At 43.5% G+C, this 23,006-nt stretch carries 19 protein-coding genes and 1 pseudogene; 17 read left to right on the top strand and 3 right to left on the bottom strand.

The features are described 5' to 3' along the window. Nucleotides 1-44 precede the first annotated feature (44 nt). Both EAE90_RS18315 and EAE90_RS18310 read right to left on the bottom strand, forming a co-directional pair. Entirely contained in the window at nt 45-500 is a 456-nt protein-coding gene (locus tag EAE90_RS18315; RefSeq protein ID WP_214054690.1) for a nucleotidyl transferase AbiEii/AbiGii toxin family protein, read from the bottom strand. Continuing rightward, nucleotides 466-891 carry a type IV toxin-antitoxin system AbiEi family antitoxin domain-containing protein gene (locus EAE90_RS18310; protein ID WP_214054689.1) on the bottom strand — a complete coding sequence of 142 codons (426 nt, stop codon included), beginning with the start codon at nt 889-891 and terminating at the stop codon, nt 466-468. The genes EAE90_RS18315 and EAE90_RS18310 overlap by 35 nt, the downstream gene beginning before the upstream one ends. Before the next feature lie 1,216 nt (nt 892-2,107). Between EAE90_RS18310 and EAE90_RS18305 the strand changes: the two genes are divergently transcribed. The 9 genes and pseudogenes from EAE90_RS18305 to EAE90_RS23985 all read left to right on the top strand — a co-directional run. After that, nucleotides 2,108-3,211 carry a toxic anion resistance protein gene (locus EAE90_RS18305; RefSeq protein WP_214054688.1) on the top strand — a complete coding sequence of 368 codons (1,104 nt, stop codon included), beginning with the start codon at nt 2,108-2,110 and terminating at the stop codon, nt 3,209-3,211. Between the two features lie 72 nt (nt 3,212-3,283). Beyond that, the gene (locus tag EAE90_RS18300) at nt 3,284-4,333 is read left to right on the top strand and encodes a 5-bromo-4-chloroindolyl phosphate hydrolysis family protein (protein WP_214054687.1); all 1,050 of its coding nucleotides are present in this window, start codon (nt 3,284-3,286) and stop codon (nt 4,331-4,333) included. Nucleotides 4,334-4,846: 513 nt separating this feature from the next. Then, nucleotides 4,847-5,002 carry a hypothetical protein gene (locus tag EAE90_RS18295; protein ID WP_214054686.1) on the top strand — a complete coding sequence of 52 codons (156 nt, stop codon included), beginning with the start codon at nt 4,847-4,849 and terminating at the stop codon, nt 5,000-5,002. Nucleotides 5,003-5,011: 9 nt separating this feature from the next. Next, nucleotides 5,012-6,274 carry a cupin domain-containing protein gene (locus EAE90_RS18290; RefSeq protein ID WP_214054685.1) on the top strand — a complete coding sequence of 421 codons (1,263 nt, stop codon included), beginning with the start codon at nt 5,012-5,014 and terminating at the stop codon, nt 6,272-6,274. Between the two features lie 106 nt (nt 6,275-6,380). Next, a complete protein-coding gene (locus EAE90_RS18285; protein WP_214054684.1) occupies nt 6,381-7,505 on the top strand; it encodes a cupin domain-containing protein in 1,125 nt (374 codons plus the stop codon). 8 nt (nt 7,506-7,513) lie between these two features. Continuing rightward, nucleotides 7,514-9,367 (top strand): ABC transporter ATP-binding protein, encoded by a 1,854-nt coding sequence (locus EAE90_RS18280; RefSeq protein ID WP_214054683.1) that lies wholly within the window; start codon nt 7,514-7,516, stop codon nt 9,365-9,367. A 10-nt stretch (nt 9,368-9,377) separates the two neighbouring features. Then, nucleotides 9,378-10,085: a cupin-like domain-containing protein gene (locus EAE90_RS18275; protein WP_214054682.1), complete on the top strand. Its 708-nt coding sequence runs from the start codon at nt 9,378-9,380 to the stop codon at nt 10,083-10,085. After that, a complete protein-coding gene (locus tag EAE90_RS18270) occupies nt 10,082-11,335 on the top strand; it encodes an arginase family protein (protein WP_214054681.1) in 1,254 nt (417 codons plus the stop codon). The genes EAE90_RS18275 and EAE90_RS18270 overlap by 4 nt, the downstream gene beginning before the upstream one ends. Before the next feature lie 48 nt (nt 11,336-11,383). Further along, nucleotides 11,384-11,855 (top strand): annotated as a pseudogene (locus EAE90_RS23985) (transposase); the annotation flags it as partial. Nucleotides 11,856-12,061: 206 nt separating this feature from the next. On the opposite strand, the gene EAE90_RS18255 reads toward EAE90_RS23985, so the two are convergent. After that, on the bottom strand, nt 12,062-12,676 hold the full coding sequence (locus tag EAE90_RS18255; protein WP_214054678.1) for a LysE family translocator: 615 nt from the start codon (nt 12,674-12,676) through the stop codon (nt 12,062-12,064). A 262-nt stretch (nt 12,677-12,938) separates the two neighbouring features. On the opposite strand from EAE90_RS18255, the gene EAE90_RS18250 reads away from it, so the two are divergent. The 8 genes from EAE90_RS18250 to EAE90_RS18215 all read left to right on the top strand — a co-directional run bounded on the left by EAE90_RS18250 (nt 12,939) and on the right by EAE90_RS18215 (nt 22,777). Further along, complete coding sequence (locus EAE90_RS18250) at nt 12,939-13,394, top strand: Lrp/AsnC family transcriptional regulator (protein WP_036778185.1); 456 nt, start codon at nt 12,939-12,941, stop codon at nt 13,392-13,394. A gap of 422 nt (nt 13,395-13,816) precedes the next feature. Then, nucleotides 13,817-17,584, top strand: coding sequence for a hypothetical protein (locus tag EAE90_RS18245; protein WP_214054677.1), 3,768 nt, complete (start codon nt 13,817-13,819; stop codon nt 17,582-17,584). 17 nt (nt 17,585-17,601) lie between these two features. After that, nucleotides 17,602-17,892, top strand: coding sequence for a DUF6137 domain-containing protein (locus tag EAE90_RS18240; RefSeq protein ID WP_214054676.1), 291 nt, complete (start codon nt 17,602-17,604; stop codon nt 17,890-17,892). Between the two features lie 612 nt (nt 17,893-18,504). After that, nucleotides 18,505-18,951 (top strand): type VI secretion system contractile sheath small subunit, encoded by a 447-nt coding sequence (locus EAE90_RS18235; protein ID WP_214054675.1) that lies wholly within the window; start codon nt 18,505-18,507, stop codon nt 18,949-18,951. Between the two features lie 484 nt (nt 18,952-19,435). Then, nucleotides 19,436-20,281: a 3-hydroxyacyl-CoA dehydrogenase family protein gene (locus tag EAE90_RS18230; protein WP_214054674.1), complete on the top strand. Its 846-nt coding sequence runs from the start codon at nt 19,436-19,438 to the stop codon at nt 20,279-20,281. After that, nucleotides 20,229-21,353: an HAD-IIIC family phosphatase gene (locus EAE90_RS18225; protein WP_246550917.1), complete on the top strand. Its 1,125-nt coding sequence runs from the start codon at nt 20,229-20,231 to the stop codon at nt 21,351-21,353. The genes EAE90_RS18230 and EAE90_RS18225 overlap by 53 nt, the downstream gene beginning before the upstream one ends. 11 nt (nt 21,354-21,364) lie before the next feature. Further along, nucleotides 21,365-21,622, top strand: a complete 258-nt coding sequence (locus EAE90_RS23980; protein ID WP_214054673.1) for a phosphopantetheine-binding protein — start codon at nt 21,365-21,367, stop codon at nt 21,620-21,622. 9 nt (nt 21,623-21,631) lie between these two features. Continuing rightward, on the top strand, nt 21,632-22,777 hold the full coding sequence (locus tag EAE90_RS18215) for an acyl-CoA dehydrogenase family protein (protein WP_246550914.1): 1,146 nt from the start codon (nt 21,632-21,634) through the stop codon (nt 22,775-22,777). Nucleotides 22,778-23,006 lie beyond the last annotated feature (229 nt).

The following is a 23,006-nucleotide window of genomic DNA, read 5'->3' as shown; positions in this document are numbered from 1 at the left end:
TATCACGGCAGGTGTGATGGCGGTGTTCAAGTTCGGCTTTTTGTTCATCGGTAATGAATATTTTCATGACGGATACCATGAACCTCATTTGGGCGAAAATCAAGCAGTTTCAATGAGCACGGGTATACATACCTGTATTCATCACGTTTTATAGGTTTTTCAGTAATTTTGAAAGCATCATCAGTAATAATGGTAGTAAATAACTGTTCTTGAAAAATCTTCCGAATTCTCTTACGTTCCGAACGGCTAACAGATTGCCAGTTGCTACGCGGAATAATTTTAAGATCAATATCCTCAGACATTCGCATAATTTTAACGTGTGATTTAGCCAGAGCAGTACCACCACCAAAAATAATGGTAAATACGTCAGATTCAACCTTTGCAATTAAAGTAAGTAAATGGACTATCCAGAAGTCTTTTTCAATGATTGCAGGGTTATCTATGCCTAGTTCAAATGCAACATCATTAAACTCTTTTCTCAGTTGATCTATCTTTTTCATTTATTACTTTTCTGCCTATTTGTAAGCGAGTGCTAAATTTCCGATTATCAAATTTGAATTTAATTGATGCCGGGATTTGGGTTATTTCACCGTTCATAAATTTGAGTGTTAAATCATCAAAAGTAAAATCAATTTTTTTGAGTTTTAGCACCTCGGATACAATGGCATCTACACCGCCAGGTTTTGCTGGAATAGGTTTGCCTGATATAGTGCTCGGTCTGGCTTTTGTATATAGCCCATGACCAATTTTAATGAGTAGCCCTTTCTGTGTGAGTTGTTTAAGTGCCCGGCCAGTTTGATCATAACTGGCGATATCAGCAAAATCTTTGCGTTCAAAAACGTAACGTCTTGATCTGTTTAATTTTTGTTTTATTTTTTCGTAAGCTGTCATAACTCCCCCTTTAGAGAGATGCAAAATTACTGCATATAATAATAGCATAATACGGCATAAAACAAGAAATTATCTATAATAATGTATTATATATCAGTAATATGATTGCTTGACATGAGAAATGACTTGTTGAGTAAAATGGTTGTGAGCTATCTTCGATTTTTATAAAAATACTTCAAGAAATAGATACCCGTTCTTCTTCATCACTGGTGTCTTACCATTCGTTACGGTTTTATTGCCACGGTGAAGCCACCGTTTAGCCGTGGTGAACAATTACATCACGAGAAAATCTGAAATTGATAGCGGTATTGGTAGAATAATGAATGGGAAAATCGTATATATTGAGCTGACAGAATTGTAGAGGAGTTAATATTGTGGTCAAACCGTCTTTTATAATGAGCCGTTATTATGCAGAGTGCTAACCAAAAAATTAGCACTTTGTAATTAATTGGTTAATATCCTTATCATCAGTTTTTGATTAAAATAAACTGATTCCAGTCATTTTACTATGAAGTATCTGTTTGGCCTCAAATAGTTAATAACTTGATTATGCGATAGTGTTGATACTACTGGATGGTAATTGATTATTAGCAATATTATGTAAAAACATCTCGATTATAGAGCTGTTTTTGTATTTATTAGTAATATATTACACTGAATAAATAAATAAATAAATAAATAAATAAATAAATAAATAAATGAATTAATTTTACCAATCTATATAGAGGTTAATTTTCAATTAATTAGTGATTGGCTTGATATTTAAAGTCGTATTTTAAAGTGCATATCAATATATTGAAATTTACCATTCATACCATTATTTAATTATATTCACTGATTTTATTGACATATTTATATTTACTATAATCCAAAACCAGATTAGGAGTAATTATTGCAATAATACCGATAATAATTCGAATTGAATAATTTAAGTTTTTCTTCTACGTTAATGAAGGAAATTCGCTGAAATCTGTTCATTAGATGAGTTTGGCAAAAATATCGTCGTCGAATAATTCCTGTCTGGTTAGGGAGCGTTACGTATTCGGTACAATTAAGGTTGCCTAATTAGCTTACAATGTGGGGTTATGCAGGTATTATTGCGCAGATGTTTAATATTTACAGGCGGGTCAGAAAATAGAACTTGTTTTAAACACGTCTTAGACACCATATAATAACTTCTTATTTTCCATACAAATTCAGCTAACAGGATAATGTTATGAGTACTAAAGTTACACCTATCCCATCATTTGGTCGTGAAATGGCTCTCAATGAGTCAACTGTTCTGATTGATCAGGAGCACATCAACACGCTAATAGAAAAGATCGATATTTCGCAACCTGCGGCGGTGATCAGCTATGGTGCTCAGTCTATGGGAGGGATTGCCCGTTTTGCTGATACGTTATTGGAGAATGTAAAAACCAAAGAAGCTGATGAGGTAGGCCAAAAACTCTCGGATTTGGTTATGTTTATTCGTGAACATGATGCGTTGTCCCCGGAAGAGAAAAGTAGTCGCTTTCTGAGAAAATTACCGTTGATCGGCGGGATTTTTAAGAAAGCTGAACGCACTATGATTGATCAAAAGACGCTAACACAACAGGTCGATACCATCGCCACTCATCTGGATAGTGCAATGCTTAACTTGCTGCGTGATATCACGGTGTTAGATCAACTCTACGATCGCAATCTAGGTTTCTATAAAGAGATATCGCTCTATGTTGAAGCGGGCAAACAGAAGTTGCAACAGATTAAAACGGTGGAGTTGCCCTCATTACAGAGAAAGGCTGAAATGTCTCAAGATATGATGGATGCGCAGAGTGTTAAAGATCTGCTGGAAAATATTAATCGCTTTGAACGCCGTCTTCACGATCTGGAACTGTCAAAAACCATTGCTATACAGACTGCCCCACAGATCCGGATTGTACAAAATAATAACCAGCAACTGGCGGAAAAGATCCAGAGCAGCATCCTTTCTACATTGCCAATCTGGAAAAGTCAGATGGTACTCAATCTGTCACTGAAAGCTCAGAGTAGAGCGGCTAAATTGCAAAAAGAGGTGGCTGATACGACCAACGAATTATTACGCAAAAATGCTGAAATCCTGCAACAAAGCAGCATTGCAACGGCTACTGAAGTGGAACGCTCTATCGTTGACATTGAAACCTTGCGCGATGTGCAGAGCCGTTTAGTCAATACGATTGAGGATACAATGCGCATTGCGTCAGAAGCGCGTATTAAGCGGACTGAGATTGAGAAAGAACTCTCCTCAATGGAAGATAATTTACGTCAGCGTTTAACTGCGGCGGCTAATGCACAATATTAGTCATCTCATTATTAATCATCTCATTAGATGCTTTCCTGACAGTAATAGATATTAAGAAGAGTAAAATATCCTATGCCTACACCTCAATCATCGTCTGACCGTGATGCGGCATCGCAGCAGGAACAGGAAGTCATGTCCCTGTTCGGTAGCATCAAGCGGTCTCTATCACGTGTACTGTTTCATATCAAAGTCTTTATCCTCGCTTTTATACTGGCTTGTATTGTTTTGTATACTCCTTGGTCTTTTTTGGCCTTGCCTGTGGGTGGTGGTCATATTTCCACCATAGTGGTGGTATCAGTCTATATCGGATTGCTGGCTCTCTATCCGTCACGTCCATATAGGCCGGCGACTTTGGCCGGTTGGTTAGTGGTGGTGTTGAGTCCGCTGGCGGGGCTGTGGGCTGCCGCACTATTGTTTGGCGGGCTGGCGGCTTTGCTCATCACGATTATCAGACAACGTAAACTAGAGGTAAGCAGGTTCCCGTTATTACTGATAATAGCGAGTACTATTGCCGCGTTGTTTAGAATTGATGCCCATGCGATTCCTGTTTGGTTTGGTGTCGTATTTTTTGGTGTCGTGCTGGTAACGGTGTTGATGGAGCCTTGGAATAATTTTCGACGGCAGAAAGCGCTGCAACGGCAACAACAGCTTGTTGCTCGTCAACAGGCAGAGGAGCAGCGTCGGCAAGATGAGACACAGGCAGAGTTTGCTGAATACTATGAGCAATTGGCTCAGATCAAACGTTATAAGTCTGGTATGGCATATGAGATGCAGGAATTAGTTAACCTGATTGAGGAGAAAACTCAGGCGATCATTGACTGTATGCAGGCTGATGCCAGGGATGTCACTCCCGGTAAGTTATTTCTCAACCGTTATTTGCCAATGATTGTTAAGGCATTGGAACGTTGTGTTTTGTTAGAGGAACAAAATGCTGATAGTGCGCAATTCGAAGAGGTGAAATCCCTGACTTATCAAGGGATAAAGGAAATGAGCGTAGTATTTAGCGAAATGCACCAGCGTCTGTTAGATAACGATATTGACGATCTATTGGTCGATCTAAAAGTAATGAATCAGTTGATCCGTTCCCAAGGGTTTGTTGCTAAGAATGATCAAAAAGGCTGAAAAAATTGATGGGAATTATTGCATGAGCTTGTAAATAGATTTTGCCGTTGTTTGTCTTTGATATGTTCAGTCATCGTATGGCAGATGAATTTATGAACGAATAACTGTTGCAGGCATTGGCTACTAAGTTGGCTAAAAGTCTTGAAAAAAACCGGAAAGCTTTAGCCAGCTTTCATGCTTTATATCGCTAGCAAATTTAGATCGTGGTTAATCGCTGTTGTTATCGGTATCGATCCCGTGTGGAACATTTTTTGGACCCTAGAGGTATTTAGACGTCGAAATGTCTATAAAAAAATGGGGGCAATTCAGTAGTTTACTCCTTAATTGTACAAAAATTTTAATTGTTTTTGCTAATATGGTGGCTTTTTTTAACTATTACTGAGGTTATTCTTCAGTAATGTTGATGTGTCGGAATGGGTTTGTTATTTTATTGTTGCTCAAAAGTTATGGGCATAACAACAAACCTATTCAGATAAACCTATTCAAATTAAACTCATTTAATTGGAGGGTATCATGCTAGAAGACACCAATGCGGTAATGGAAGACAGCGATGTAGCCACCAATCAGATGGAGGCTAGTGTTGACGATCTCGGCTTGGAAGTTGTGGAAGACATTCCCCAAATTTCAGTATCCCGACCTGTTCGGCATATTCGTCAGATTGTTCATTAGGTAAATATAATGTCTGATGTGATTCAAGATAAAGCCTTGATTCCATCATCATCTATGCAGCGACTGGAGCCACTTTACGAACGCATCTATGTTCATGAGTCCTCCAGCGCTTCTTATGAATATGATCCTATTAAGGCACCGTGCAAAATGGCTCCTCTTCTATTGAAGGGGGTTTTCGAACCGGCAGTTTTTGATGATGCTTTATTTTTTGATTTGTTCGCCAGTATGTCGATAGAAGCTGAACGGGCTATCAGTGGTTCATTGCGGTTGTATATCGACGGCCTGCAAAGCCCTAAGTACGAGAACGAAGTTTTATATAATCAACCTCATACGGGGGAGACGTTCAAGGACTATGTATCCAGGGCCACCGATGGACGTAAGTTTGGCATTATTGTCAATGGCGCTGAGCAATGGTCCGATCAATTGGCTCGTATGGGGGCTCGCGTTTTTGCGCCTATCGTCGAAGCTCAAGGCGCTTGGCGGAGTATGGTTGAGGTAACGCTGTTTATCGGCAACTATGGCTACACTCCTTTTGGCATTCACATTGATGATCCTTACACCTCAGTCGTTCATTTTCATACTGGTCCTTCGGCTAAGGAGATGACGCTCTTTAGTAAAGAAGAGTTTCATCGACTGAATGGCGAACGAAAGAATTGTTTCCATCCGGAGCGTTTGGTGCCATATGGCGAGACCTTTGTCATCGAAGCGGGGGATGTTTTTTTGCTGCCGCCGCATTGGTACCATATTGGCAATACAGATAGTTTCTCAATCGGTGTTGCATTTGCGGTATCAAAATATCCGGACGCCAAGGCGACCGAGAAAATTCTCCAACATGCTATTACCGAAGAGCGTTTCCAAGGTTCTATTGATGAGGTCGTCAAGCGGGCCGAAAAGAGTGAGTATTCTCAGGCAGAATGGTTAAGGCGAATACATGCTGAGAGCATGGCAAGAGCTTTAAGCCGTCGGCATCTGCGTTATTCTTTTGTCCGTTTTCAAGACGATGTGATGACTCCAGATACCCGTTTGATTCGCGATCCGGATTTTCCTCTGACCACTATCGAGGTGGAGGAAGATTTGTTGGTTTTTGTCCGTGGGAACCGCATTCGCCTTGCTCGAAATGAAGTTTGTGTCAGATTGATGAAAGTCATTCCTGATACATCATTCAGTGTACGCGAGCTGTATGCGAAGCTTGATGGAAGAGTATCGCTGGATGCATTGCTTGTCACCGTGGGGCAGTTGCATAGGCTAGGCGGATTGCAGCTTGCCGCGTAGGACCTTGATGAAAAGACGTTGATAGGTTTATCTTCGCCATCCACATTTTGTGCAATGAGTGAGATGATGTCTTATGGATATTGATCGAAACTGGGCACTACAACTCTTGGAAGCTTCAGAAGGATTGAAGTCGCCCGCGCATCTGAAAGCAATCATGCCTGGTTACGCTCAGGTTCTGGAAGTGGTGAGCCAGATGTTCACCCGTTTCTCTCAATTCGAACAACCTCGTGTACGCTCTTGGGTTGGAGGAGGACAGCGTTACACCATCACAGATGCCTTGATATCTTTGGCATCGCAGACCGATCTAACACTGAATCAGCGTTTGGCTAAGGCTAATGAAAGCGCTGAGTTTTGTGTCACATTTAACGGTTTGAGTGCTTGGAGTTCCTTCTTTGCCGAACAGATGCAAAAAAATATGCTGATGCCTCTGTTCGAGGCCATAGGATCTGCACCCGAGTGTGGCGTTGATTTCTATGCATTTTTTGGCAATTACGGCTACACGCCATTTGGTGTGCATGATGATATAGACCAGTCCTTGCTTTGGCACCTGGGGCCAGCGAGTAAAATCGCGTTTGTATGGCCTCGGGATAAGTACATTGAACTGAGTGGGGGGACGCTATCTACAACGGACTATGAAGCACTGCTGCCTCACGCGCTGCGGTATGAGTTGCAACCTGGCGATCTCTTGTTCATTCCGATGGGGGATTTCCATATTCTTGAGACACAGCAATTCTCAGCAACATTAGGGCTCACGCTGTTTCCGGATGATGTGCAACTTGAAAGTGCGGAAGGTTTACGTTTGTTTGCGCCGGATGCTAAGTCGTTTGCGGCAGTGGCTGAACAACCTATCTCTTTGCAGGAACTGGTCCGGCTCAGGCGTTTGGCTGTGCGTGGCAATGGCTTCATCATAACGCCGCCCGAGTTGAGTACTGTAGTGGTTGCTCCAGTGAGTGAGGCAGAATTGCGTCTCAGCACCTTGCGTATTCACCCATGTTGCCCTTTGCTGTGCATGAATCTCGGCAGTCGGCAGGCATTGTTGGTTAGGCGTAGAGTAATCTGGGGGCGCCCTAATGAGCTCTTTGCAACCTTGTGTGAACTGTTGAATTCTGGCGGACGGGTACCCTATGAGGTACTGGAACGCAGTGTTACTGGAAAGGTCAATTCTGCGGCTGTGGCTGAACTCGTCAGGACGATAGTTCGCTTGGGCGGCTTGCTAATTGAGCCTCTATGAGGAACCTAATGCAATCCATTTTTCAATCGGCCTGGCGGCATAGCATTGCTCGCTTGGCCTCTTTAAATATTGCCAAGCCAAAAGCGATCTCGCTTGAACAGTCAGGTAACTGTACATATCAGTATATTCGTGCTGCGATCCTGGCTTGTGCGCCGGTAAGTACCATTATCATGATTATCATGACCGTGTTGGGGGCGATATGTAATGTTGGTCAGTCCTATGTATTGGGCGGGTTGACTGAGCTTGCTTTGCTAGGTCAACAGGAGCAAGTGGTGATAATGCTTGCCATTATTATCTCACTTTGGGGGGCTGCGCCACTGCTACAAGCTATTCACAGTCTGGCGTTGCTGTACTCCAGTCAAAATCTGCGTATTGGCGTGACAGACCATCTGACTACTCGACTGATGCACGCTAAACCGATGAGCCTGGCGGGGAACTCCGTCGGTAATCTTGTCGAACGTGTTGAGTTAGCTGCTAATAGTCTGCAAAGCGTTGTAGGTTTGGTGGCCGAGATAGTGGTCAAGTTGCTTTCTGTGGCGCTTCTCACCACGCTGGTGTTGGTCGGCGTATCAGCACCTATGGCAATAGCTGCTGGGATATGGATGATCACGGCATTACTACTTTCTAGTTATTTGGCTTATACCGGTATGAATATTGTTGAGGATGCCAGCGATGCTCATGCCAAAGTGATCTCAGATTTGGCGGAAATAGTGACCAACGTACCTTTGATCAGGAGCTTTGTTGCTTATCGCTTAGAGCGGCATAATTTCGGTCATGCGTTGCGGCAAGATCTTTATGCTTGTCGGCGGGTACGTAGTTACTGGGTATTTGTTTTGCTCATTGAAAGTACCTATAAGTGGTTATTTGGCATCGTTACTTTACTCTATATTGGTTTGCAATATGAACAAGATCAACTGACATTGCCTCAACTCATCACGGCCTGTTCCCTTATTATTGCGCTATCCTGGCACTTCGAGTCCGTTGCATTTCATTTTGTTGATATTTTTGACTCTTTGGGAGTGCTCCGGTCCAGCTTACGAGAGTTATCCTCAATTCCGGTAGACATCGAGTCGAAAGAGCCTTCACCAATATTACCGGTACCAGGACAAATTGTGTTATCCAACGTATGCAGCAGTTATGGTGCAACACCTGTACTTCGTGATATTAGCCTGCGTATCGAACCGGGTACCAAAGTGGGCATTGTGGGACCATCTGGATCAGGAAAGTCTACTCTGCTAGCTGTGCTGCGTGGTGACATGGTACCGGATTCCGGAACAGTGGAACTGCATGGATTGCCTTTAGCCAAGTTTTCGATGAGCAGTTTGCATCGAGTGTCGAGTGAAGCTTTGCAATCTGCCTTGATGTTCAACCGTTCTGTACGGGAAAACGTAACCTATGGATCTTCTGTCAGTAGCGCTGAAGAGGTTTCTCATGCGTTGACAATGGCGCAAGCTATGATGTTGGTGGAAGGGTTGCCTCAGGGGCTGGATACTCTGGTCGGAGAGCGTGGTGCGTCAATTTCCACCGGTGAACGGCAGCGTTTGAGTGTTGCTCGCGCTTTACTTAAGAAATCCCCATTACTTATTTTTGATGAAGCAACATCCTCGGTAGATACAATTTCCGAAACTCGTATCCTCAATTATTTGCTCGATAAAATGCCAGAACGGACGGTGGTCGTTGTCACTCACCGTGTTGCGACATTGAGTCGCTTTGATCTGATTGTGGTCATGGAACAAGGGCAGATTATCGATATGGGGACGCCGAGTGAATTGGAGGCGCGTAATGGCCTTTTTCAGCGTTTATTGCATCGCGAAGACCAATTTGTGTCGGAACTAACATCAATGGGCCCTAAAAATGAGTGAAATGATGTTGATGTCGCCTATTTTACTAACGGGAGTCACTTTGGACTGGGCTGCTCACCGGCGCTGGAGCTGGGAATTCTTTGCAGGGATGAAGGAGCAGAAGTTGGCGCTGAGTAATGCAAATGGAGAGTTCGAGGTTGAAGTTCCTGTATGTGAATATATTCAGGCTTTGAAAAGCGGTGAAGGGCGGTTGGCTAACTTGTATGCTTCTGGATGGAGATTCTTTGAGCATAATCCAGATATGTTGCAGGACTTCAATGAGCCTATACCCGCTGTCGGTGATTTGTTGCAAAGCATTCCAGAGAAGCTATTCAAGCCTCTTCTATGGATATTCATTGGTGCCGATTGTTCGGGCACCGCTCTCCATTACGATGTGTTGGAAACTCATGCTTGGCTGGCTGTGATTGAGGGCAAGAAACGGTTAGCTTTACATGCGCCAGTTTGTTGGGACCATGAGTATGAGCAACAGAGAGCTCAAGCCTTACAAGTGCTCGAAACCCGTTGCGACCAAGGAGAGTGGCGCTACTTAGAGGTCAATAAAGGCGATTTGTTATACATTCCTGCAACTTGGTGGCATGAGGTGGTGAATGAAGGGCCAACTATTAGCTTGACTAGGAATTTTGTATCGCCAGAAATTGCTCATAAAGTAGCTGACTGCGCGCGAGCCCTAGAGTTTCACCAATTGCTTCCTTGGTTGGAAGGAGGGATGAGCTCATGAAGGCTCGGGTAAACCTTAGATACCGTGTTCACCCTGGACTGCGTTACGATCCTGTTGAACCTGGGCGTATAGAGATCAGTATTCCTCTGGGAACTAAGCGGCTGCGCGTGTCCGGCAAAATAAGATCATTATTGGAACAGATAAAGTCAGAGGCTGTTTTGGCCGGAGTAATGATAGTCCAGCATCTGGGGCTTGCTGTGTTTGAGGCTATGGTGAAGTACCATTTTCTGCTGCCGGAAGAGGCGAGTACTGCCTTGGAAGGCGGGCTTTGTATACCGGTTTCGGAACCGGCGGGACAGTCAATGAGCGTCTTTGATCTTGATGAACTCCAGGCCGATGATGCCGTGCTATTGCATGCTCCTATCCTGACGACAACAGGAGGAGAGATATCGGTTGCAGGTGGTGGTCAACGCGTGCGTTCTCAGTTAGTACAGTGCTTTAGGCATCCTCTGGGTACAGCGGGAAAAGGGGTTTTACTGGATCTTGATTTCGGTACTCGGTTGGAGCCAGAACGTCTGCGTTTGTTCGATCTTGGCGATGTCGTATATCGTCCTAGTGTGGATAGTGCTACCGATGTTGGTGAACGGCTTACCTATGTATGCCGTAATATTGTGGAACGGGATGCGTGTCCAATTATCCTAGGGGGGGACCATGCCCAGGCTTTCTACAGCATAAGGGCTTTAGGTGAGCGTTATCCACGTCTGGGGGTGTTGCAGTTTGATGCACATCCTGATCTGTATGCTATGGGGGCGCCCTGCGATTTGCAGCTTAACCATGCTAATGTCATGCACTGGGTTCGTCGTATGCCTCATGTTGTATCAATTTGGCAGGTTGGTATTCGTGATTATTTTTGTCAACCTACTGAGAACCTCCAGTTAGAAGTGGAGCCTAAGCTCTATGTGCTCTCGGCTTTTGAAGCGGAGACAGCGGGTTACGAACGCCTATTCAGGAATATGGATCGTTCTTTACCTTGGTTCATCAGTTTTGACGTCGATGTGCTGTTTGGTACCGAGGTGCCGCAGACAGCAACGCCTGTACTGGGTGGTCTCAATTTCTATCCTTTGTTGGCTTGTTTTGAGCGGTTGTTAAGCGAGTTCCGTATTGTTGGTATGGAGTTTGTCGAGATCGGTGATGCTTCGCAAGGTGCTCACGGAGCAGCCGCAGTGGCTGCTCGGTTGCTTAGTCGTTATCTCTTTCATTTGAGTAAGGCAGTGGTAGCCGACCACTGTATCTATTCACCTTTTCGTTAAAGGTTATCAATGGAAAAAACATGCCAGATTCGTTCGGGTGATTAATGGGGAAAAACCACGATAGGATGGTTTTATGAGTTTAAATGACATCTGATAGTCAGTCATCAAGGCGAAATTGTGGCAGCCAAAATCACTGCTGACAACGTGGATTACCGTGAGCCTGTTTGTGAATTAGTAAAAAACCTAACCAATTCTCTTTACGGAGATAAAGGGTATATTAGCCAATCCCTTATGAACGATCTAATGAAGCTCGGAGTCACTTTCATCACTTCAATACGTAAGAAGATGAAAACCTCAACCTATTTGCGGAGTGGGATAAGATGATGTTATCAAAGTGTTTTATTAAGAGACCATTCAATGATCAGTTAAAGAGTATTTCTCAGATAGAGCATTTGTGTCACCGTAGTGTAAAGGGATTCATATTAACGGTTTTAGGCGGAATCATTGTTTATTGCCTTAAAAAGAATAAACCGTCACTGAATATTTCCATTCGGAAAAGGATTTCTTAGGGACGGCTTAAGAGAGCTCAAATACCGTGTCAGTCATTAAACTGCAAGCGGTATTTCTGAGTTAAATAATGTGTCCGATTTCATCTCATCATAAGCTAACCGTAAGAGTTTACGCATAACGGCACAAACACCGACTTTCCCTCCTTATATGGCGTGGGCGTGCTGTTTCATAATCTTCACAGTTGTGTGATTGTGATATCAGACATTTGTTACATTCTCAGAGGAATTGTTCTACCAATAAGAGTGCCGCGATGATAATCATCACGGTGCCGGATACCCGGCTGACAACGTGCGCGGCCTGTGGGCGGGTTTTTAGGATTGCCCGGGAACCATACCCGACTATCAGATAAATTACACCACAACTTAAAATGTGAAGCAGACCCAGTGCCATAATTTGTGCCGGGATCGGCCAGCCGGCTGTCGGATCGGTGAACTGCGGCAACAGTGCCAGGAATAGCAGGGAGACTTTCGGGTTCAGTCCACTGACACAGAGCCCCTTTATCGCCCATTGTGACCTGGAGCTTACCTCCCGCTCATCGCTTGCTGTAGGTACAGAAGGATGACAGATCATGTTAATGCCAAGCCACAGCAGGTAACTTGCTCCGGCTACTGTTAATACTGTCAGAGCGACTGGCGTACCAGCAACCAGTGCTCCTACACCGGCTGCTACAACAATTGTCGCAATGAGGTGCCCGCATAGTAGTCCTGTTACCGCAGGAAGTACTACACGGCCGTGCATACCAGCAGATATGGCGTAAGCCCAGTCTGCTCCTGGAGTGATGATAAGCAAAACGGAGACAACCCAGAATGCAGCAAACAGGCTTAATTCCATAGTTTTATTCCCCAATTAGATTGCAGGGTTACAGCTTCTACAGTCACAAGTTGTAGTGTCTTCCAGTCTGAAAGATTCCTGCAACATGAGTAAATACGCATATTATTTCCACCTTTATTATTCCCATTTCCGGATTACCATTTTGATGAAAAATATAAGTACATCCGGGCTGTTTACATCAGTGGAAAGAATATCCTTCTATCGTTAAAATGTGCTTCCAACTTTGGTTATTTTGATACGGATAAAAGAGAGATCCTTCCAAATGGATAAGATTGATCGCAAGATTCTTGCTGAACTACAGGCGGACGGTCGTCTTTCCGTGACCGACCTTGCTGAACGGGTAGGTCTCAGCCTTTCACCATGTCATCGCCGGGTACGGTCACTGGAACAATCGGGGATTATCAGAGGCTATCGTGCCCATCTTGATCCTAGCAGCCTTGGTTTTAACTTTTCCGCGATTGTGTTTGTAACCTTGCGTGAAGGGGACAGGTTGGCAATCAGGTCATTTGAAGACGCCGTTACGGAAATACCGCAGATTATTTTGGCGCAAAGGCTTTTCGGTGATCCTGACTATCTTATGCACGTCGTTACGCATGATCTGCCCGCTTTTCAGAAGCTCTATGACGAACGGTTGTCTAGCATGCCTGGCGTTCAGCGCCTAATATCTACCCTCGTCATGAAAACCGTTATCCAAGATCGTCCTCTTCCGTTGACATAGGCATTTGAGGGTTATCAACGAAAGAAACGTGCCAGATTTGTTCGGACGATTAATTTGATAAACCTCCGTATAAATATTCGTTAACTAACTGGGAGGTCTAAAATATTTCTCTATAATATTTTAAAAGCTTTTTTGTGACGAAATATTCTTTTTTTATATTTTGAGTGTTGATTAGGAGGAAATACGGAATTGCTTATCAGAGAGATATACTTGGCTCTTTTATATTCCTCTTGCTGTGTTTAGACATGGGAATTATATCGCTGTTTTTCAGGAGGCATTCTAAATAACCGCACCAAAATAGTAGAGCATTTAAGAGAATTGCCTGCCGGCTTAACTGTTTTGATCTACCGTAAAATGCAAAAACTTACCTAGAAAAACCTGATACCAATAATAGAGATATCAGGTAGAGCATTAGGGTTGGTATGAAAGTCGCGACTCGTACTTATTCAACGCGAAAACTCACTTGGGATTTTGACTCTAACGGTAAGAAAATAAAACTGATGACTGCAAAATTTGAACGATTACAACAGCTCGCCTGGCACGTCGATTTTTCGGCTCTTATTCCCCCTTTGTTGGCGCTTCCTGCCGATGAGGTGCTTGCCATCACAGAGGCTTCTCCACATGCTGATGTTGCTTTGTTACGCACCATCTACAGCAAACATATTACGGAGCATCATGATTGGATAAAACAAGTAGAGGAAGTATGTGGCCCGCCTCCCTGGATTGTTCGTAGCGCAGGTCTGGAAGATGGTGTAATTTTCGTCAATGCGGGTGGCTATGCGAGTATAATTTGCCATCGTACAGCAGATTTTGCCGACATTGTTGCTGAAGTTACTTTCAGTGGATTTGAACCTCGGGCTATCGCACAGCAACGACTAATCAATCCTGATTATCAGCCACAGCCAATCACCTGTTTTGTTCAGCGGTTGATTGAAGGCATTCCACCCAGAGTGGAACCTTTACAGGCGCCTTATCTGACAGCCGATGCATGTCATGGTTTGTACAGAATTATCAGGCAGTTGCATCAACATTTTTCTGAAATTGCGTTGGATACTGAGTGGGTATTGGAAACAGATCATGGTCTGGTATCGGCCACTGGACTGACCTTGGCTGCTTCTGATGGCGTCCGGGGAGAACTGGCGTTTGGTTTTGGCTTTGCGGCAGCACAATCGCCCGGTTCAAGGGTAAATTCGGTTGCCTATCATTGGCCGACGTTATCCGCTCCCTTGTGGTATGGCACACAATTACGCCAAGTACGCGTAGATAAACTTTGGCTAGTACAGGTGCGCCCTGCGCCTAGTTACACGCTTGAACGTCGTGTTCAGCGGTTAACTGCCGAAGTACGAACCGAGCTGGCGCATTGTATGCACACAGTACCGGTGACAGCACTACTGCCTCCTTCGGCTCCTTCTTTAGGCAGCTTCCTTTCTGCATCGACATTGGATGATGCCTGGTCTCGTTACCTGCGTCTCCCTCCGTCAGTGCAAGCGGCGCTTACCGCTGTCTTCGTTGAATCTGGGGTGGCTAGTGAACACGCTGGCATTATGTTTCGCCAACAAAATTTGCCGGTTTTTCTTAGCCAACTAACGGATATTCCCGCTGTTCCCTGGGTAGTCATTGATAGTATGGGGGAATTGGCCTACTTTAGTGCACAAAAGCCGTTTATCGAACTGAAAACGGAAACCGCCGAATCGGTTAATTTACCTGCCTCAGTACAACGTGTGTTTGACGACAGTGAATTCCTGTCAATAACCGAGCTTACATCTCAACGTGTTACCGATGTTCTGCAAAGTGCGTTGATTGGCTTACCGGTGTTAACGGAAAAAACCTATAGCACACTTAAACAGCGCACGATTTTTCCAACCGACACCTGGCTGCAAAATGGTAATGCTATTCGGAGCCCCAGTTTAACCGGTTGGCTCCTCGCACAGGCAGGTGAGAGAGCGATTGCGTTTTTACCCTCTGATTGGCCGACAATGGATGCGACAGCAGATTATCTCTGTGCTCTCAGCGCCAAAAATAATCCGCAATCTGCATTACCGCGATTATGCAAAGCTATTCCAACACTGGCTGGCAGGCTCATCTGGCTCAATGATCTGCGCCTAATTATGCAGTTAATTAAAACCGAGGCATGGATTGAAAAATTGCCGTCCATCCAACTGGCGTCATTGATCGATGCTGCGATAACTGCGCCATATAGCGACGCACGCTTGTTGTTGGAATGTATACTTTATGTACTTGCAGATACAGAAACTCTGCCCATTTACGAAGATACTGAGCGGTTAAATATCGTACATTCTCTGGTCGGTGCGGCAGAGTCCACGCTTTCTCCGGCCTCTCTATTGGAGATAATACACCACGGCCAACTAGCACCGATCGTGCTCGCTAGCTTGGGATGTGCCCCAAAAGCGTTTGCTGCCTATCTGGCGTTTTTGACTCCGCTGAAATGCTTTAAGGCTGCCGCTGCATTAGCTGGAGCCCGCGAAGCAGCCGATTTACTGCAAGCTACCGCCAGCCTAATGGAGACTCTTCATAAAGAGAACTTACCGACATTGCAGGGCCTTTGTCGCATTGACTTGGTGGATACTTATGATCAAGTGCTTAAAGCGGTATTAACCGACGTGGTAGATCGACGTGATCCCGTCACGCATCAGCGTTACTTGGATCTACTTAGTGGTTGGATCGCATTTGCTCAACTGTCGACTCTTTCTGCCACGGAAAAGGCCGCATTACGCTCTTTCTTAAGATGGATAGAGCGTGCTCGCTATCAACCCATGCCAGATAATTTTTTGCTCGGGTTAAAAGAAAACGTTGCGGAATGTTTGGGCGACGACTTCTTACGCTGGCAAGTTTTAATACCCATTGCCGGCAATATGGCGCCTGATCAACTGCCTATAGAAAATGCTCATCAACTACACAATCTCTTACACCAATGGATGCTGGCCCGCTTCCGAACTGGAGCAGGTTCTGAATTGCCTGCACCTTTACGCAGACTGATAAATATCGCGGATGGCTTTGGTGATGCACGTTCTTGTCTATTGAAGTTAACACGGAACATTCTGGAGATTTCGCTACCCTTTGTGGTACACAAGGCCAGTTTCCTCTTCAATGAGAAGGAGCTGATCGTTGAATTTGCTGAACTACCAAACGCTCCGCAAGAGGACATTGGCCGTTTACATGTATTCGAAGCGTTGGCATTGCGTATTGTCGAATGGCAACCTATATGGCAAGTATCACTAAATCGAGTCTGTCAGTTAGGCACTTGGACACTTTTCTTGCGCATGCAGCGTACTGATGGCGCACGTTGGCAAGCTGAGGATCTTCATCAATTGGTGCTCTGGCTACGGGCGCTGTTTGATACAGCTTATGACTTCTCGTATGTTCCTAACGATGAAGTTTCGCATGTGTATGAAATGATTGGTCATTCTCCCTGGCCTGAGCTGCTTCGCGCTTATGCCGCTTATCGTGCAGCGGTTGATTTCTCTATTCAACGTATCACCGTCTATTCATTGCCCTTTGCCACAACGTTAGCTGCACTCTGCTTGAACCAGTCTGTGCGTGATGAGGTAATTGGAGCGTGCATTGCCGGTTTTGAAGGTGCCTGGAAAGCTTTTTATTGTATGGTTGAAAAGTTGGAGAGAGCAGATGCTGACCAAAACCAGTGGGAGCTCCTTCACACCACCGCAGGGCAACTGGGATTGCTGCTTTCAGCGATGTGGCCGGAACAGGCACTAATGCGGATGGTACAAGTGCCGCTATCACCGGTTGCCGCTGAGCGAATAGGTGTAAGTCTGTTGCATCGTCGTGACTTGACTCTCACATTGCAACGGCTAATTGCAGAGCCAAAAAATGCAGTTTTGCGCGATTTAGTGTTACACCATGTTCCTGAAATTGCAGTGAATGCAAACTCTGCCGCTACAATCGCAGATAAAGTTGTAGTCTGGCAAAGTAAGTTTAAGCGTTGTAAGGAATACTTACTTGCCTATCATGCCAATTTACTCTCTGACAGCCAATGCCAACAATTTGTCAAACAACTTGGGTTGGTGCCTTATGGCATAACTGAGGAAATTGAAACCTATATTCAACGTGCTCTAACTCACTCCGCAGCAGAGGTGAAAGGCCGTTTTAAACTAGCGGAAGTTGATCCTGTTGCTATTATTCGTGCCATAAGTACGGAGGTTTGCGTATGACTGTTCAAGGGAAAATCATGTCAATATCAGAGAATTACATTCGGCGATTGATTATCAAAGTTGCTTGCGACACGACAGGTGATAGCGCGGAAGAGTTAATCGAGCGCGGACGACTGGAGATCCCCGCACGCGATGCGATTGAATTTGTGGTACGACTGGAAGCGCTATTCGATTGTACCTTGGGGTGGTTGCGATATGAGCCTTTATCAATAGAGATCGATAAATTTTCAGCAATCGTGAGTGATGCCCTTAACGCGCGTACATCTACTGCATCAACCTTATCTCGTCCCCAAGAAGACCTTGTTTAAAATTTTGTACAGTTATTATTTCACGGGCGGTGAATTTTCAGGCCGCCTGTTTAGAGCTTTGTGGATAAGCGGCGGATAAGCGCTGCTATCTTTGTTTGTTTTTTACATTCATACATATCCTTACCCTCTGAATCATAAGTGATTTTATCGCCATCGCCTACCATTGATATGACGCCTTGGGCGTTATCTCATGCCTCTCCGAGGCGCCAGTTAAGCCTGTGCATATAACCCATAGAAGTTTTCGTAACGTTAGCGTCACGGCTTTCATGTCATCCCGTACACGAAAGTTTACTTTTTAGTAATATTATTAGAATGATTAATTATTTGAATGATAAATATTTATTGAGTATGATTATTATTAGTTTATTTAAAGTGTTTTGTTGAGTTTATAAGGATTAGCTAATTTGAGATAACAGAGCTTGATAAATCGATAATTCGTTTTTATATATAAAAAATTTACTTTAGTGCGAATGTTTGTTGTGTGTTATTGTTAATGGAAATTTATGTATAGGCATTATTGCTCTGTCTTTCTGTGAAGCAGAAGCAAAATACATCCCGTCAATGTCGCATGGCTGACTTCCTTCTCATGAGCTACTATTTAGGATAAATACTATGTTTGAAAGCTTTATGAACGAAGTGCCGAAAGTACACGTTAATATTAAACGGAGCTTCCATACTGGTAGTGCGCAGAAAAAAGTTGAGTGGCCGCTAAAATTGCTATTCCTGAGCGATTTTAATCATAGGCAGGCAACTCATCTCCCGCCTGAACATGAAAAAGCGAGTGTCAATAAAAATGACTGTAACAGCACACTCTCTGAATATTCCTCTGCTGTACACCTCATTGTTAAAAAAACCTTGTTTACTGATGGCAACAAAGAAAAAATCACGCTGACTTTTCGTGATCTGAAATCCAATCTGCTAGACAACGCCGTGTTCTGTAAAGAACTAGAGACCGTTCTGAAAGTGCCGACGCCGAGCGATGAGCTGCATAAGGTGGTGAAGGCCAATCTGTTACGTACAACATTAAAGACCCGACCAAAGATAAGCACAATCACCTGAAACAGGTTGAGTTGCACTACGAAAAAATTACCTAGATTGACTCGTGTCGGTAACAGCATTCGTTTCGATTTTTGAAGCGAGTGGCGTCATCGCACAATTCGTCAGTGGAAGGGTAACTGTCCGCTGTGTTTTGCCGAGTGTCTGCGAGGGCGGGTGTTCGGCAAAGCGTCCCATAAAAATAACAACCACACCTTATGCGCATCGGTCATGGCGAGGGGCGGTAGCGTACTAAACCTGTCATCAGCTATAAGAAAATAAAATGTATGGAACACTCTTGCTGCTGGAGCGAGGGAAGACAACGATACGTTCATCAGTTTAAAAACTGAATTGCAAAGATATTCAAGAGCTGAAAGGCAAATTGAAAATCCCTTCAACTATTAGATTAATTTCAACTATTCGCTCAGTTTCAATCATCAAAGTTGTACGTACTTCAAGATATGTCAGTTTCTAGTCTGTTGTTACAATTTTAAAAAGGAGATTTGCTTTGAAAATATCGGTTGTTGGCGCAGGTGTTATGGGGTTAGACACCGCGATGGTGTGCGCCGCTTTTGGTCATGATGTTGTTATTCTAGACATTGATCCGACAGTACTTGAGAACATTCCTTCCCGGATAAAAAATGAGTTTAGGCTCTATCGAATGCTTGAGCCTTCACTGAAATCGGTGAATATAAATGAGCTGCTTGAACGAGTAACAGTGGTCAGTGACTATCAGGAAATTGAAGGAAGTGACTGGGTTATTGAAAATGTGAAAGAAGATCTGGCAGCTAAACAAAATGTGTATGAACGGCTGTCGTCTGTCATTAATGAGAAGACATACGTCGCTGCAAATACTAGCTGTATTTCAATTACTCAGATTGGCTCATGCTTACCTTATCCGGAGCAAGTTATCGGCCTGCATTTCATGAATCCCGTCGCGCTTAAGAAATGTGTAGAAGTTATTAAAGGTTTCCATACCAGCGACAAAACGCTAGAAGCTTCCCAAGCTTTGTTGCAAAGTATTAATAAGAGCGCGGTGGTAGTGGAAGACTACCCCGGGTTCGTTTCAAACCGATTATCTCACCTGTTTATGAATGAAGCTGCTTTTCTGGTGCAGGATGGCGTTGCAACGCCAAAGGATATAGACAAGATTTTTAAAGATGGATATGGCCATGCGATGGGGCCTTTGGAAACCGCTGATCTGATTGGGCTGGATACTGTGGTGAATTCATTACGTGTCCTTTATGACAGCTATCAGGATCCAAAATATCGATGCTGTCCACTGCTTAAGAAAATGGTCGATGCCGGGCATTTGGGCAAAAAAAGCGGTATGGGTTTCTTTAAATATAAATAATCAGGGAAGTGTGAAAATGAATATTGACACACAAGTTGAAGTAACAAATAAACCAGTTAAATGTGTGATTTGGGACTTGGATAATACGATTTGGGAAGGCGTTTTATCTGAGCAGGATGAGGTGAAACTCAAAGAAAATATTCCCCAGATTATTAAAAAACTGGATAGCATGGGCATTTTGCAGTCTATCGCTAGTAGAAATGATGCCAGTGATGCGATGGCTAAACTTCGAGAATTTGAACTGGATGAATATTTTATTTATCCGCAAATCAATTGGGGGCCGAAGTCTTTATCGATAGAAAAAATTCAAAAGAGTCTGAATATTTCAACAGATACTTTTATTTTTGTTGATGACCAAATAATGGAAAGGGATGAGGTTAATTCAAGACACCCCGAGGTTGTTGGTATTGACGCTTTAGAATATAAGATACTTTTAGATTTACCGCGAATTGCAAATATGGAAATATCCGATGATGCAAAACTGAGAAGGCGTCGTTATCAAGATGATATTCTCAGGAAGAATGAGGAGGAGCAATTTATCGGCACTCCTGACGATTTCCTCAGTCAATTAGAGATGAAATTCTATATTTCCAAAGCCGAAGAGGAAGATTTGCTGCGAGCGGAAGAGTTAACCCAACGCACTAATCAACTCAATTCTACCGGCATTACTTATAGTCGCGATGAATTATCAGAGCTTATGGCCTCTGATGATCATGACCTGTTTGTCTTTGAGTTGATCGATAAATATGGCTCTTACGGAAAAATAGGTCTTGCTTTGGTTCAATATAAAGGCGACACGGATTATATAAAGCTTTTGCTGATGTCATGTAGAACCCTGTCCAGAGGTGTCGGCAGTATCGCTCTGACTTATATTATGCAGCAAGCTAAAGAAAAATCGCATAATTTGCATGCTGAGTTTAAGCGGACACCGCGTAATAGGCAAATGTATGTCACCTATCAATTTGCTGGTTTTAAAAAATGTCAGGAACTTTCAGATGATACCATCATTTTCTCCCATGATCTAAATCAAGTGCCTGATTTTCCGAGTTATGTCAAAATTGAAATTAATTAAAGGATGAGTGTGTGAACGATTCATATATTATATCAACAGAAATTCGTAATTTTATTGAAAATAATATTACCAATTTAGATGATGAAATAGAGTTAAAGGACGACACTAATATTTTTGAAAGCGGCTTGGTTAACTCTTTATTTTCTATGAGACTTCTATGCTTTATCGAAGATAAATTTTCGATCTCAATTCCAGATGAATATATTGAAAGAGAGAATTTTATTTCGATTGAAAAAATGCAACAACTTGTCCAAAAAATAAAAGGTTAGATTTTATTTATGAATAATAAAATGGACCGGCTGGTTAAATTAGCGAAAGAGTTTTCAAATGAAATACTTCGGCCTAACGCCGGTGTGTTCGACCAACAAGGCGGCGTGCCAAGAGGAGTTATTACTCAAATGGCCGATTTAGGATTTCTGGGATCTATTCTACCGCGAGAATATGGCGGTAGTGGCATTGATCCACTGTCATACGGCTATTTAACGGAAGAGATCGGTAAAGGCTGCAATTCTGCCAGGGCATTGCTTACGGTTCACACCAGTTTGGTCGGTGAAACTTTAGTGAGACTTGCCAACGCAGAACAAAAGGAAAAGTATCTGCCAGCGATGTGTAAAGGCGAGAAGATTGCCTGTTTTGCACTATCTGAGCCCAATGCCGGGACAGATGCTGGTTCGATTCAAACAACCTACGAACAGACAGATTCAGGTTATCGCATCAACGGTAGTAAAAAGTGGATCACCTACTCGGGAATCGCGGATTTGTTTCTGGTCTTTGCTAAGAATGGCGACAAAATCAGCGCCTTTATCGTGGAAAAAGAAGCGGCTGGATTGAGTCGCACACCGATGACGGGGCTGTTGGCTAGTCGTGGTGCTTATCTATCCGAGTTGAGCTTTGATAACGTAGAGATCCCTAAAGATAGCCTGATAGGACGAGAAGGCGCCGGGTTAAGTTTTGTGGCGAATACTGCGCTCTTTTATGGCCGATACAGTATCGCTTGGGCAGGGGTGGCAATTGCTCATGCGGCTCTGGAGGAAATGGTTACCTATTCCCGTAAAAGAGAACAGTTCGGTAAAAAAATTGCTCAACACCAATTAATTCAAGGCTTGATTACCGATTCAACAACGGTTTTTTATGCGGCAAAAGCCCTGTGCGAGAAGATTGGTGAATTAAGAAACCAAGGTAGCCATGATGCAATAATGGAAACCAATATTGCTAAATATCAGAGTTCCTTAGCTGCTATTCAGGTTGCAAATAATGCTGTACAGGTTTTAGGGGGTAATGGCCTGTGTAATCACTATCCTGTGGAGCGGTTATATCGAGAAGCTAAAGTGCTGGAAATTATCGAAGGCACCAGCCAAATCCAGCAAGTTTTGATTGCACAACATGCATTAAGACAATTTTATCGTAAACAGTCTGTTCTTTAGATCTCGACATATCAATTGCAAGAATAAACCATCATGCCAAATTTATTTGGCGATAATGTCTTGAGTATCTTGGCAGTTTATTTATTCGAAAAATAAATATTATTTCTGAGATGCTCAATCATGACTATTAGGATCTGCTCTATTGGCTCCAGCGTTGAAAAATAACGAAGCTCCGTATGAGCATTGATATCCTGCTATTACTCGCCTGTGTAACAACGAAAACAAAGGT

The organism is Photorhabdus caribbeanensis, from assembly GCF_018448885.1.
GTDB classification, from domain to species: domain Bacteria; phylum Pseudomonadota; class Gammaproteobacteria; order Enterobacterales; family Enterobacteriaceae; genus Photorhabdus; species Photorhabdus caribbeanensis.
The sequence above is the reverse complement of the archived record's forward strand: the minus strand, read 5'-3'. Positions and strand labels throughout refer to the sequence as shown.

Bases quoted from the DNA above. Each gene is read 5' to 3' on its own strand.
- EAE90_RS18245 (WP_214054677.1), top strand. From the start codon at position 13,817: ATGAAAGTCGCGACTCGTACTTATTCAACGCGAAAACTCACTTGGGAT.
- EAE90_RS18270 (WP_214054681.1), top strand. From the start codon at position 10,082: ATGAAGGCTCGGGTAAACCTTAGATACCGTGTTCACCCTGGACTGCGT.
- EAE90_RS18315 (WP_214054690.1), bottom strand. From the start codon at position 500: ATGAAAAAGATAGATCAACTGAGAAAAGAGTTTAATGATGTTGCATTT.
- EAE90_RS18305 (WP_214054688.1), top strand. From the start codon at position 2,108: ATGAGTACTAAAGTTACACCTATCCCATCATTTGGTCGTGAAATGGCT.
- EAE90_RS18300 (WP_214054687.1), top strand. From the start codon at position 3,284: ATGCCTACACCTCAATCATCGTCTGACCGTGATGCGGCATCGCAGCAG.
- EAE90_RS18290 (WP_214054685.1), top strand. From the start codon at position 5,012: ATGTCTGATGTGATTCAAGATAAAGCCTTGATTCCATCATCATCTATG.
- EAE90_RS18295 (WP_214054686.1), top strand. From the start codon at position 4,847: ATGCTAGAAGACACCAATGCGGTAATGGAAGACAGCGATGTAGCCACC.
- EAE90_RS18275 (WP_214054682.1), top strand. From the start codon at position 9,378: ATGTCGCCTATTTTACTAACGGGAGTCACTTTGGACTGGGCTGCTCAC.
- EAE90_RS18235 (WP_214054675.1), top strand. From the start codon at position 18,505: ATGTTTGAAAGCTTTATGAACGAAGTGCCGAAAGTACACGTTAATATT.
- EAE90_RS18215 (WP_246550914.1), top strand. From the start codon at position 21,632: ATGAATAATAAAATGGACCGGCTGGTTAAATTAGCGAAAGAGTTTTCA.
- EAE90_RS18240 (WP_214054676.1), top strand. From the start codon at position 17,602: ATGTCAATATCAGAGAATTACATTCGGCGATTGATTATCAAAGTTGCT.
- EAE90_RS18255 (WP_214054678.1), bottom strand. From the start codon at position 12,676: ATGGAATTAAGCCTGTTTGCTGCATTCTGGGTTGTCTCCGTTTTGCTT.
- EAE90_RS18250 (WP_036778185.1), top strand. From the start codon at position 12,939: ATGGATAAGATTGATCGCAAGATTCTTGCTGAACTACAGGCGGACGGT.
- EAE90_RS18280 (WP_214054683.1), top strand. From the start codon at position 7,514: ATGCAATCCATTTTTCAATCGGCCTGGCGGCATAGCATTGCTCGCTTG.
- EAE90_RS18310 (WP_214054689.1), bottom strand. From the start codon at position 891: ATGACAGCTTACGAAAAAATAAAACAAAAATTAAACAGATCAAGACGT.
- EAE90_RS18225 (WP_246550917.1), top strand. From the start codon at position 20,229: ATGCCGGGCATTTGGGCAAAAAAAGCGGTATGGGTTTCTTTAAATATA.